This window comes from Kitasatospora sp. NPDC004614, from assembly GCF_042873675.1.
Taxonomy (GTDB): Bacteria; Actinomycetota; Actinomycetes; order Streptomycetales; family Streptomycetaceae; genus Kitasatospora.
In genome coordinates this window covers 103,547-115,340 of record NZ_JBIALR010000023.1, presented here as the reverse complement: position 1 = coordinate 115,340, position 11,794 = coordinate 103,547, and the positions used below count along the sequence as shown (strand labels likewise).

The following is an 11,794-nucleotide window of genomic DNA, read 5'->3' as shown; positions in this document are numbered from 1 at the left end:
TCGTCGCGGTCAACAAGGACCCCGAGGCGCCGATCTTCGAACTCGTCGACTACGGCGTCGTCGGCGACCTGTTCGCCGTCCTGCCCCAGCTCACCGCCGAGGTCAAGGCCCGCAAGGGCTGACCTGTCGAGGCTGAACTGCGGCGCGGCCCCCGGGAGTTGATCCCGGGGGCCGCGCCCTTTTTGGGTGGGGCCGGGTGTCAGCGGCCGGCGAGGGTGCGCACGAAGCGGTTGGCGTCGATGGTGCCGAGGCCGGACGCCAGGTCGTAGCCCTTGACGGCCTTGTAGCCGGTCACGCCGTTCCAGGAGTTGTCGCTCTCGGAGACGTCGGTGATGCCGCTCCACTGCGGGGGCAGCGCGGCCATCGCGTACAGGCGCGGGTTGAGCTGGCCGAGGCGGTGCCCGGCGAGCTGGTTGGCGAGCGCCACGATGCCCGAGAAGATCGGGGTGGCCTCGCTGGTGCCGCCGGTCAGGTGCCAGCCGACCCGGGTCGGGTCGTAGGACTCGTACGTCCAGGCGGCGCCGTCCACGGCCGCGCTCATCGAGATGTCCGGGGTGCCGCGGTGGTTGCCGGTCACGTTCGCCACGCCGGCCTGGTACCAGGGGCGGTCGAAGACGCCGGAGGCGCCGCCGCCGGCCGCGCCGTAGTCGTCGTGCCAGACCTTGTCCGGGGCGGTGCGGTTGCCGTTGTTGTCCAGGGTCAGCTGGGTGCCGCCGATCGAGGTGATCAACGGGTCCGAGGACGGCCAGGAGTTGACCCGGTACGGGTACAGGTCGGTGCCGTTCTCCATCGCGTCGGTGGCGCCGTTGTCGCCGGAGGCGCCCAGGACGGTGACGCCCTTCGCGGCGGCGAACTTGAAGGCGTACCGCAGGCTCTCGATGGACTTGAAGTCGCCCTTGTCGAAGCCCGGGAAGGTGTTCTCGGTGGCGCCGAAGCTCTGCGAGATCACGTCCACGTCGCGGTGCTGCATGATCGACTTTTCGGCGTCCATCATCTCCGGCAGGCCGGTGACGCCCTCGGTCTCCGCGACGCCGGTCTCCACCAGCACGATGTGCGCGTCCGGGGCGACGGCGTGCGCGTACTCGACGTCCAGGGTGGTCTCACCGGCCCAGCCGGTGTGGTCCGGGTTGGACGGGTCGAACACCGGGACGTTGCCCCACTTGACCACCTCGACCTGGGTGTCCGGGATGCCCCACTGCTTGTCGAACACCTCCAGGTCGTGCTGGATGGTCGGCGAGCCGAACGAGTCGACGATCACGATGGTGCGGCCCTTGCCCGTGACGCCCTGCTGGTACAGCGGGTTCAGGTTGTAGGCCTGGCGGTACTGGAGCGGCGAGTAGCAGTGGATGCCGATCTGCGACACGCAGTCCGACGTCGATATCGGCGCGGTCCGGCCGACCGCGTCGATGTGCCCGGCCGAGGCGGGGCGCAGGTGGAAGGCGGCCGGCAGGTGCAGGTCGGCCGCCGTCCGGGCGGTCGCGGTGGCGCCGGTCAGGGCGGTGGCCCCGACGGCGAGCAGCGCGGCGGCACGCAGCGCGTTCGAGCGTCGGGGACCCGCGGTGGCGGGGTGCATGCCCAAGGAGACTCCTCGAAGAGACGGTTCCCGGCCGTACCGGTCGGGGCGACCCCTATCCCACCGGGCCCGGCGGGGCCGGACCATAGTCCGAGACGGGCGGTCGGGATGGTTCCGATCGGCCACCGGATTCGGTAAAGGAAGTGGAGAGAATCGGTAACGCCCCAGCTCAGCACGGGCGATGACGCGCCGCCAGGCGAACGGTGCCGCAGGTGTACTCCGGCGGCCCCGGCTCGTAGAGTCGGGCGGCATGGGACAGCTGAGGACACTGGGCGATGGGTACGGGGTGACGGCATGAGGCTGCTGACGGCGCTGGACGGCGGGTACGGCGACCGCGCGGACGCGGTGGTGGTGGACGGGCGGGCGCTGTCCCGGGAGGAACTGCTGGGTGCTGCCGGGGCGGTCGCCGAACGGGTCGCCGGGGCACCCGCGCTGGCCGTGCTCGCCCGGCCCGAGGCGGAGACGGTGGTGGCCGTGGTCGGCGGACTGCTGGCCGGCGTCCCCGTGGTGCCGCTGCCGCCCGACTCCGGGCCGCTGGAACGCGCCCACATCCTGCGCGACAGCGCCGCCACCCTGCTGGCGGGCACCCGGCTGCCCGAGGACACCGAAGGGCTGACGGCCCTTCCGGTCCGGCTCGACGACCGGCCGGGCGGGACGTGGCGGCCCGTCGCCGACGACCCCGACCGGACCGCGTTCGTGCTCTACACCTCCGGCACCACCGGCGCCCCCAAGGGCGCGCTGATCCCGCACCGCGCCGTCGCCGCCGGACTCGACGGACTCGCCGACGCCTGGCAGTGGAACGCCGAAGACACCCTCGTCCACGGCCTGCCGCTGTTCCACGTGCACGGCCTGGTGCTCGGCGTCCTCGGCGCACTGCGCACCGGCAGCCGCCTGGTGCACACCGGCCGGCCCACCCCCGCCGGGTACGCCGCCGCCCGCGGCAGCCTGTACTTCGGCGTCCCCACCGTGTGGTCGCGGATCGCCGCCGACACCGGCGCCGCCCGCGAGCTGGCCGCCGCCCGGCTGCTGGTCTCCGGCAGCGCCCCCCTGCCCGTTCCCGTCTTCGAACAGCTGCGCCGGCTCACCGGCCAGGCCCCCGCCGAGCGGTACGGCATGACCGAGACGCTGATCACCGTCGCCACCCGCGCCGACGGCGAACGGCGGCCCGGCGCGGTCGGCGTGCCCCTGCCCGGCGTCCGCACCCGCCTGATCGGCGAGGGCGGGCAGCCGCTGCCGCACGACGGCGAGAGCGTCGGCGACCTCCAGATCCAGGGCCCCACGCTGTTCGACGGGTATCTCGGACGGCCGGAGGCGACGGCCGAGGCGTGGACCGCCGACGGCTGGTTCCGCACCGGCGACGTCGCCGTGATCGAACCCGACGGCTTCCACCGGATCGTCGGCCGCGCCTCCGTCGACCTGATCAAGAGCGGCGGCTACCGGATCGGCGCGGGCGAGGTGGAGGCCGCGCTGCGCGACCACCCCGGCGTCGCGGACGCCGCCGTGGTGGGCGCCCCCGACGAGGACCTCGGGCAGGTGGTGGTCGCGTACGTGGTCGCCGGGCGGACCGACCTGGCGGAGGGCGAGCTGGTCGACTTCGTGGCGCGGCGGCTGTCCGTGCACAAGCGCCCCCGGCGGGTGGTGCTGGTCGACGACCTGCCGCGCAACGCCATGGGCAAGGTGCTGAAGAAGCGGCTGCTCGAACCGGACGCGTAGGGCCTGTCCGGCCGGTCCTTTCAGGGCGGCGGGGAGTGGGTACCACTGGGATGGCGTGGGGGCCCGGGCCCCGCGCTGCCCGGCGGACCGGCCGGGCGGCCACGGAGGGGCAGGGATACTGTGATCGTCTGGGTCAATGGGGCATTCGGTGCGGGCAAGACCACCGCCTGCCGGGAGCTGACCGGGCTGCTGCCCGGAAGCGTGCTGTTCGAGCCGGACACCGTCGGGACGCTGCTGCGCGCCACCCTGCCGCCCGGCCGCCTCGCCGAGGTGACCGACCCGCAGGAGCTGCCCGCGTGGCGGCGACTGGTCGCCGAGACCGCCGCCGCGCTGGCCGAGGAGGCGACCGGCCCCGTACTCGTCCCGATGACGCTGCTGCGCCAGGAACACCGCGACGAGATCTTCGGCTCGCTGGCCGGGCGCGGCCTCCCCGTCCACCACGTCGTCCTCGACCCCGTCGAAACGATTCTGCGGGACCGGATCGGCACCGGGGACGCGGCTCTTCGGGTGCGCAGCCGGGAGGCGCTGCCCGCGTACCTGATCGCGCGGGGCTGGCTGGCCGGGGACGCACGGATGATCGACAACGGTCTGCTGACACCGCAACAGACCGCCGAGCGGATCGCCGAAGTGGTGCGCAGCGGCGCCGCGCGCTGTCCGATCGTGCGCACCGAGGGCGGGAGCGGAGACACCGTCGCCGCCGCCGTCCTGCTGTTCGACGACCGGGACCGGGTGCTGCTGGTCGACCCCGCGTACAAACCGCACTGGGAGTTCCCCGGCGGCGTCGTCGAACGCGGCGAATCACCGACCGCCGCCGCCGTTCGGGAGGCGGCGGAGGAACTCGGCCTGCGACTGCGCCCCGAGGAACTGCTCCTGCTCGCCGTCGACTGGGAACCCGGGGCGGGCGGCGGCCGCGGCGGCCTGCGGCTGGTCTACGACGGCGGGCGGCTCGGTCCGTCCGAGGTGCTGCGGCTGCGCCTGCCGACCGGGGAGCTCCGGGACTGGCACTTCGCCACACTGCGGGAAGCCGCGGAGATGCTGCCGGCCACTCGGCTGCGCCGGCTCGTTGCCGCGCTGGAGGCGCGCGCGGAAGGCGAGTTGCGGTACCTGGAGGGCGGGCGGCGGGCGGCGACGGGGGCTGCGCCCGCGCGATGAGAGGGCCTCGCGGGGCGGCTGCCGGCGGGTGCGGCGGGCGCTCGGGCGGAGGCCGGGACTGCGCGTTGACGGGTCGGGCAGGGGTGGGGGCTGGGAGGATGCGGGCATGCCGTTCACGTTGAGTCATGTTGCGGCCGTGCTGCCCGGGTTGCGGAGTGCCCGTCGGAAGGGGGCGCTGGTGGCGGCCGGGCTGGTGGCCGGGGCGATGGCGCCCGATGTGCCGTTCTTCGCCGAGTCGGTGCTGCCCGGGGTGTACCGGCACGGCGATCTGACGCACCGGTGGTGGGCCGCCGGGACGCTCGATGTGGCGATCGGGGCCGGGCTGGTCGCCGCCTGGTACGGGGCATGGCGGGGCCCGGTCGGCGAGGCCGTTCCCGGGGCGTGGACGGACGTCGTGCCCGAGGGGCGCCCGGCGGCGGGCGAACTCGCGTTCGCCGCCGGGGCGGTGGCGGTCGGCGCGGTCAGCCACCTGGTCTGGGACGCGTTCACCCACCACGGCCGGGCCGGCGTCCGGGCGCTGCCCGTGCTGGAACGGCGGGTCGGCGGCGTTCCGCTGTACACCGGCCTGCAGTACGGGACTTCACTGCTCGGCCTCGCCCTGCTGGCCCGGCACGCCGGGCCCTGGTGCTCCGCCGACCGCCGCACCGCCGGGCTGCTCACCGCCGCGACGCTGCTGGGTGCGATCGAGCGGGTGCGGCGTGGCGAGCGCGGCGTCGTGGACGAGGCGTGCTTCGGTGGCGGCGCGGGGCTGGCGGTCGGGGCGGCGCTGTTGGGTGCGGCGCGGGGCTGCGAGGTGGCGGGCAGGGGCGTGCAAGTACCGTGACTGCGCATGACCGAAGCCGAGATCGAGATCAGCGAGGGCCTGGTTCGCGAGCTGCTGCGGGAGCAGCATCCGGATCTGGCCGGGTTGCCCATTCGTGAGGTGGCGGGTGGGTGGGGCAATCAGATGTGGCGGCTCGGGGGTGAGTTGGCGGTTCGGGTGCAGCGGATGGACAGCGGTCCGGAGTCGCAGCTGAAGGAGCGGCGGTGGTTGCCGGGTCTCGCCGCGCGGTTGCCGTTGCCGATTCCGGTGCCTGTGCGGGACGGGGTGCCGTCGGGGCGGTTTCCGAAGATCTGGACCGTCATGACGTGGGTGGAGGGCACGCCGCTGGATCACGGCGTGATCACCCGGGGCGATCACGCGGCTGATGCGCTGGCGGGCTTCCTGAAGGCGTTGCACGTGGCGGCGCCGGCGGAGGCGCCGGGGTCGTCGGACCGTGGGGGGCACCCGGCGGAGTGCACGCAGGGGTTCGAGTACTTCCTTGGGGCGGTGGATCTCGGCGGCCGGTTCGCCGAGGGCGAGGTCCGGGCGGTGTGGGAGGACGCGGTTGCGGCTCCGGGGTGGGACGGGCCGCGGGTGTGGGTGCACGGTGATCTGCATCCGGCGAACGTCGTTGTCGCGGACGGGACGCTGGCGGGCGTCGTCGACTTCGGGGACGTCTTCGCGGGGGATCCGGCCTGGGACCTCGCGGCGGCCTGGCTGTTGCTTCCGGAGGGTGGGGCTTCGCGGTTCTTCGACAGGTACGGGCAGGCGGACGAGGGGTCGGTCCGGCGGGCGCGTGGGCTGGCCGCGATGAAGAGTCTGTTCCTGATGCTGATGGGGCAGAACGGGGATCGCGGCCTGCCCGGCGGGAAGTCGAACTGGGGGCCGGCGGGGCGGGCGGCGCTCGACCGTGTCCTGCGGGGGCTTTGACGCCGGCACAGGTCGATGGACGGGGCCGAACTGGAGCGTTTCCTCGGCAAGTTGTGAGGTGGGCCGCCGCCCGGGTGGGCCGCCGCCCGGGAGGGTGTCCGGGCGGCGGGGGAGGGGTTATTCGCCGGGCTGGGGGAGGTAGCCGTGGTCGGAGAGGTGGGCGCCGATCATGCGGTACGTCTCGGGGTCGTCGGGGGTGAGGGCGGCGAGGCCGTCGACGTACCGGTTGTACATGCAGAACGCGGCGGCGATCAGCACGGTGTCGTGGATGGTCGCGTCGTCCGCGCCGACGGCCCGGGCGGCGGCGATGTCCTGCTCGGTGACGGACAGTCCGCTCTCGGCGACCTTGTCGGCGAGCTGGAGAAGTGCCCGCATCAGGTCGGAGACGGGGGCGGTGGCCAGGTCGTTCTGGACGGCGTCGACCAGGGCGACGTCGCCGTCCAGGCGGTGCGCGGCGGTGGCGCCGTGGGCGGCCGCGCAGTAGCGGGTGCAGTTGAGCGAGGAGACGTAGGCGGCGATCAGTTCGCGTTCGCCGACGGACAGCGGGGATTCGCCGCGCAGGATCTGTTCGGCGAGCTCGCTCAGGCGAAGGCCGGACGCGGGGTTGAAGGAGAGCAGGCCCCGGATTCCGGGGTGGGGGGCGGGGAGCTCGATATGCGGCATGGCCTTTACTGAACCGGTTCGGGAGGCCCTTGGCAAGCCCTTGACCTGCGGTTGTGCCGTCACAGTGGGTAGGCGGCGGGCCGGTTGGGGGCGCGTCCTCCGGCCGTCGTCCGGCTGTCTTCCAGCTGCTGTTCGGCCGGTGTTCGGCAAGGGCGGGTCCTGGCCGGAGAGCCGGGCGGGCAGATTAGGATGGGCGACCGTGACTGACACCGGTAGCACCCAGGACCTGGACCCCGTCGAGCCGGTCGCGGCCCTTGCCGACGACGCCGGTGACGGATCGTTGGACGCCGTGGCGGACGAGCCGTCGGAGCCGTCGGACGAGCCGTCGGACGAGCCGTCGGACGTTGCGTCGGCGGAGAGCGTGAGCACCGATGCGGAGGCGGACGCCGAGAAGACGGCGCTGCTCGACGAGGTGTGGGACGTGGTCGTGGTCGGCGCCGGACCGGCCGGATCGTCGGCGGCGTACGCGGCCGCGACCCGGGGCCGGCGGGTGCTGCTGCTCGACAAGGCCGAGCACCCCCGGTACAAGACCTGCGGCGGCGGCATCATCGGCCCGTCCCGGGACTCGCTGCCGCCGGACTTCAAGCTCCCGCTGCAGGACCGGATCTCGGCCGTCACCTTCGCGCTGAACGGCAAGTGGACCCGCACCCGGCGCTCGAAGCGGATGCTGTTCGGCGTGGTCAACCGCGACGAGTTCGACCTGCGCCTGGTGCAGGCCGCCGAGCAGGCCGGCGCGGTGCTGCTCACCGGCGTCACCGCGACCGGCGTCGAGCAGCAGGGCGGCGACAGCCGCACCGTGTTCGTGACGCTGGCCGACGGCCGTCGGGTGGAGGCCCGCGCGGTGGTCGGCGCGGACGGCTCCGCCAGCCGGATCGGCCGTCACGTCGGCGTCAGCTTCGACCAGATCGACCTGGGCCTGGAGGCGGAGATCCCCGTCCCCGACGCGGTCTCCCGCGAGTGGGCCGGCCGGATCCACTTGGACTGGGGCCCGCTGCCCGGCTCGTACGGGTGGGTGTTCCCGAAGACCGACTCCGGGACGCTGACGGTCGGCGTGATCTCGGCGCGCGGGCAGGGCGAGCAGACCAAGCAGTACCTGGCGGACTACATCCGGCGGCTCGGCCTGTCCGGGTTCAAGCCGCTGGTGGAGTCCGGGCACCTGACGCGCTGCCGGGCCGAGGACTCGCCGCTGTCCCGCGGCCGGGTGCTGGTGGCCGGCGACGCCGCCGGGCTGCTGGAGCCGTGGACCCGCGAGGGCATCTCGTACGCGCTGCGCTCGGGCCGGCTGGCCGGTGAGTGGGCCGTGCAGGTTGCCGAGGCGAACGGGGCGGCGGACGTGCGGCGGCAGGCGCTCAACTACTCGTTCGCGATCAAGGCGGGCCTGGGCGTGGAGATGCGGGCCGGCAAGATCATGCTGGACTCGTTCGAGAAGCGGCCGCACATGTTCCACCTGGCGGTCTCGCTGATCAACCCGGCCTGGCGGGCGTTCGCGCGGACCACGCAGGGTCACACGACGTTCGCGCAGATCATGCGGGACCACCGGGCGGCGCGGAAGTTGGCGTCGGTCGCGGGACGTTGAGGACACGCGTCCGCAAATTGACGTGGTCCTGGGTCCGCCCGGGGAGGGGAGAGCCCTTCCTCGGGCGGATCTTTCTGTCGGGCGCCTTCCGTTTCGCGCAGTTCCCCGCGCCCCTGGCGGGGCGCGGGGGCTGGGGACCGGACGAAGTATCAGGAAGCGAAGAGATCGGCGCGGTCCTCGCCGAGGTGGGCCCGCAGGGTAGCCAGGGCGCGCATGCTCTGGGTCTTCACCACGGAGTTGCTGACCCCCACCATCTCGGCGGTGGCTTCGACGGTGTGGTCCTCCCAGTAGCGCAGCAGCACGATCGCCCGGTCCCTGGGGGTGAGCAGCGCGAGAGCGTCGATCAGGGTGAGCCGGATGTCCGCCGAGGCGCTGTCGTGGCCGGTGTCGGGGGCCCGGTCGGGGATCTGATCGACCGCCAACTCGCCGGTGCTGCGCAGGCGCTTGTGGTCGAGCAGGCTGTTGAGCAGGACCTTGCGTGCGTAGCCGAACGGGTCGAGGTCCCGGCGGGTGATCCGCGGCCAGGCGAGGTACATCTTGGTCAGCGTCGTCTGGGTGAGGTCCTGTGCCAGGTGCCAGTCGCGGCACATCAGGTAGGCGATCTGGCGCAGCCTGACCGCCCCGGCCTCGGCGAACGCGGTGAACTCTGCTTCTTTCCGCACCAGTGATGCTCCCCGATCGTGCGTGCGATGGATTCCGGGCAGGGAGTGCGGCCCCGGAGGCCCGGGGCCGCACTGGGGCAGGTCAGCCGATCTGCGGGAGTGCCGGGAAGCGGGCGGCGGCCTCCGCGCCCTGGGCGGGGGTCATCATGTTGTGGAAGGCGGGGTTTCCGGCCAGTTCGGCGGCGGCCTCCTCGGTGAGCGGGACGACGGCGGGCACGTTCACCTTGCCGTCCCGGGCCAGGCAGCTGGCCATCTGCACGGTGACGGCGGTGCCGTCGGCGTGGCGGACGGTGACCACGGTGTTCTGGATGCAGTTGTCGTCCATGTGCTGGACCCGGACCTGCTGGCCGTACTTGTCCCGCCGGCAGCCGTCGCTGGTCGAGCACTTGGCGTCGGGGGACGCGGTGCCGACGAAGATCCGCATCATGCCAAGGCCCTGGGGAGTCCGGACGTTGACCTGGGCGAGCGGGACGTCGGCGGCGTACTTGCCGTGCGCCTCGGTGGCGTCGTTCGCGGCGTATCCGCTGGTCTCCAGGCCGGCGGGCAGCGAGTCCAGCACCGTCGAGAGCACGGCCGCGCCGCTCACCCGGACCAGGGCGCCGGACGCCGCCGGCGACGGGGTCGAGGCTGCGGAGGCGGCCAGGGCGGGCGCGCCGCCGGCCGCCGGGCCGACCAGCCCGTTCCCGCCACCGGCGCCGTGCAACTGGCCGCCGACCAGCACGGCGACGGCCGCCATCGCCAGCGCCGACCCGGCCACCTGCCCGACCGTCCGCACCCGGCGGGCGCGGCGGCCCTTCCTGGTCGCCTCCGCCACCACGTCACCCAGGGGCGGCGGCGTCAGCGCGGTCAGTTCGTCACTCAGGTCCGTACGGAAGTCCTTCATTCTCTGACTCACCTTCTGTCGTCATCTGCGCACGCCGGCCATGCGGACCCGCTCGAACGCGGCTCTGAGCTCTACACGGGTGCGGGGATGCGCGCGGTCACACGAAGGAGCTGCCGTTACCCAACCGTGATGTATCGGAAGGGAGTTGACGACGGGATCCGCCGGTTGTCGGTGCCGGCTGGCAGCATCCTCGGCATGGGACTCGACGTGATGGTGGGGGCGCTGATCGGCGCCGAGGACGACGTGGCGGAGTGGTTCCGCGCGGAGTGCGTGACGATCCGCGCCGTGCTGGAGCGCGAGGGCCTGCCGACCTGGCAGGAGCCGGAGGCGGGGCCGCGGTTCAGCGACCGCGTGTGGGGGTACTCGGGGCTGCACACGCTGCGCCGCGTCGCCGCGCACCTGGCCGCGAAGGGGCAGCTGCCCGAGCCGCTGGCGGAGGGCGAACGGGCTTCCGAGGACCCGGAGTTGAGGGAGGCGTACTACGACATCCCGGACGACCCGCCGGGCCGGTTCGACCACCTGATCCACCACTCGGACTGCGAGGGCTACTACGTGCCCGTCGACTTCGGGCCGGTGCTGATGGACGAGGAGCTGTCCGGCGGGATGCTCGGGTCCTCGGTGCGGCTGCTGGCGGAGCTGAAGGTGGTGGCCGCTGCGCTCGGTCTGCCCGAGGAGCTCGACCCGCACTCGGACGAGGTCACCGCCGTGCTCGACGGCGAGGTCCCCGAGCCCCAGGGCTGGCGGCGCTACGGCACCGAGTCGTTCATCTGCCTCCTGCTGATGCGGGCGGCCCGGCACTCGGTGGAGACCGGCGCGGTCATGGCGTTCTGCTGACGAGGTCTCAGGGCCCGAGGAGCTGTTCGGCGAGCGGGCTGCGCGCGTACAGCACCCGGCGGCCGTGCCGGGCGCGGGTGACCAGGCGGGTGGCGTGCAGGACGGAGAGGTGCTGGCTGACGGCGCCCGGGGTGACGCCCAGCCGGACGGCCAACTCGGTGGTGGCGGTGGGTTCCTGGAGCAGCGTGAGCAGGCGGGCCTTGGGCGTGCCGAGCAGCTGTTCCAGGGCCTGCGGCGCGGGCGGCGGGTCGGCGGGGCCGGTCAGGTTGCCCTGGCCGCGCGCCAGGTAGCTGATCGACGGAGTGAGGTCGGGGCCGATCGCGGTGATCGCGCCGCGCGCGAAGCAGGTCGGCAGCAGGGCCAGGCCGCGCCGGTCCACCACGATGTCCAGGTCGCCGTCGCCCCAGTTCCGGTCGATGGTCAGCACCCCGTCCGTCCAGCGCAGCCGGTGGTCGAGGTCGGCGAACAGGCCGGCCGCGCCGCGTTCGGCCAGCACCCGGGCGCGGTGCACGATGTCGGCGTGCAGCACCGAGCGGGCGCGCGGCCACCAGTTGGGCTCCAGCACCCGCGTCCAGTACTGCTCCAGGGCGTCCGCGATCAGTTGGATCAGCTCCGCCGGGCGGTCGTCGTAGGCGGCCAGCAGCGGTGGTATCGCGCGGTCGTGCGGCAGGAAGGTGATCTCCAACTCGCGCCGCAGCCGGGCCGGTTCGAAGGAGCGGACGACGGCCAGCTCGGCCGCGAAGTCCGGGAACGGGACGCTCGGGCGGGGCGTCATGAAGTCCGGTACGTACTTGTTGCTCGCCACCAGGGCGCGCAGCAGCGGCGCCGCCGGCAGTGCCTCGAAGGCCGGGCGCATCGCCTCGAACGCGGCCCCGTGCGGGTACTGGCCCGGGTGCGTCCACATCCGCAGGCTGAGCACCGTCTCCTGGAGCGGCGAGCAGGTGAAGTACGTGCCGGCCAGATCGGCCAGGCCCAGCCGGAACCGCAACGTCATGGTGTGCCCCCG

The 11,794-nt window shown here is 73.5% G+C and carries 11 protein-coding genes and 1 pseudogene; 7 read left to right on the top strand and 5 right to left on the bottom strand.

Annotated features, from left to right (window positions below; translation table 11 throughout):
• Positions 1–122, top strand: a pseudogene (locus tag ACFYST_RS32355) (electron transfer flavoprotein subunit alpha/FixB family protein); the annotation flags it as partial.
• 77 nt (positions 123–199) lie between these two features.
• On the opposite strand, the gene ACFYST_RS32350 reads toward ACFYST_RS32355, so the two are convergent.
• A complete protein-coding gene (locus ACFYST_RS32350) occupies positions 200–1,573 on the bottom strand; it encodes a S8 family serine peptidase (RefSeq protein WP_387648653.1) in 1,374 nt (457 codons plus the stop codon).
• A 294-nt stretch (positions 1,574–1,867) separates the two neighbouring features.
• Here ACFYST_RS32350 and ACFYST_RS32345 point away from each other — a divergent pair, with 294 nt between their 5' ends.
• The 4 genes from ACFYST_RS32345 (at position 1,868) to ACFYST_RS32330 (ending at position 6,170) form a co-directional block, all read left to right on the top strand.
• Entirely contained in the window at positions 1,868–3,286 is a 1,419-nt protein-coding gene (locus ACFYST_RS32345; protein WP_387867582.1) for an acyl-CoA synthetase, read from the top strand.
• A 120-nt stretch (positions 3,287–3,406) separates the two neighbouring features.
• Positions 3,407–4,438 carry an NUDIX domain-containing protein gene (locus ACFYST_RS32340; protein WP_387867580.1) on the top strand — a complete coding sequence of 344 codons (1,032 nt, stop codon included), beginning with the start codon at positions 3,407–3,409 and terminating at the stop codon, positions 4,436–4,438.
• A 106-nt stretch (positions 4,439–4,544) separates the two neighbouring features.
• Positions 4,545–5,261: a DUF4184 family protein gene (locus tag ACFYST_RS32335; RefSeq protein WP_387867577.1), complete on the top strand. Its 717-nt coding sequence runs from the start codon at positions 4,545–4,547 to the stop codon at positions 5,259–5,261.
• 6 nt (positions 5,262–5,267) lie between these two features.
• Complete coding sequence (locus ACFYST_RS32330) at positions 5,268–6,170, top strand: aminoglycoside phosphotransferase family protein (protein WP_387867575.1); 903 nt, start codon at positions 5,268–5,270, stop codon at positions 6,168–6,170.
• 117 nt (positions 6,171–6,287) lie between these two features.
• Here ACFYST_RS32330 and ACFYST_RS32325 read toward each other — a convergent pair whose 3' ends face one another.
• Complete coding sequence (locus ACFYST_RS32325; protein WP_387867572.1) at positions 6,288–6,833, bottom strand: carboxymuconolactone decarboxylase family protein; 546 nt, start codon at positions 6,831–6,833, stop codon at positions 6,288–6,290.
• Between the two features lie 361 nt (positions 6,834–7,194).
• On the opposite strand from ACFYST_RS32325, the gene ACFYST_RS32320 reads away from it, so the two are divergent.
• Positions 7,195–8,409, top strand: coding sequence for a geranylgeranyl reductase family protein (locus ACFYST_RS32320; protein ID WP_387648680.1), 1,215 nt, complete (start codon positions 7,195–7,197; stop codon positions 8,407–8,409).
• A gap of 149 nt (positions 8,410–8,558) precedes the next feature.
• On the opposite strand, the gene ACFYST_RS32315 is transcribed toward ACFYST_RS32320, so the two are convergent.
• Both ACFYST_RS32315 and ACFYST_RS32310 read right to left on the bottom strand, forming a co-directional pair.
• On the bottom strand, positions 8,559–9,071 hold the full coding sequence (locus ACFYST_RS32315; protein WP_387867570.1) for a SigE family RNA polymerase sigma factor: 513 nt from the start codon (positions 9,069–9,071) through the stop codon (positions 8,559–8,561).
• An 82-nt stretch (positions 9,072–9,153) separates the two neighbouring features.
• Positions 9,154–9,954, bottom strand: coding sequence for a hypothetical protein (locus ACFYST_RS32310; protein WP_387867567.1), 801 nt, complete (start codon positions 9,952–9,954; stop codon positions 9,154–9,156).
• A 195-nt stretch (positions 9,955–10,149) separates the two neighbouring features.
• Between ACFYST_RS32310 and ACFYST_RS32305 the strand changes: the two genes are divergently transcribed.
• Positions 10,150–10,788: a hypothetical protein gene (locus ACFYST_RS32305; RefSeq protein ID WP_387867565.1), complete on the top strand. Its 639-nt coding sequence runs from the start codon at positions 10,150–10,152 to the stop codon at positions 10,786–10,788.
• A 7-nt stretch (positions 10,789–10,795) separates the two neighbouring features.
• Here ACFYST_RS32305 and ACFYST_RS32300 read toward each other — a convergent pair whose 3' ends face one another.
• The gene (locus ACFYST_RS32300) at positions 10,796–11,782 is read right to left on the bottom strand and encodes an ArsR/SmtB family transcription factor (RefSeq protein WP_387867562.1); all 987 of its coding nucleotides are present in this window, start codon (positions 11,780–11,782) and stop codon (positions 10,796–10,798) included.
• Between the last annotated feature and the right edge of the window lie 12 nt (positions 11,783–11,794).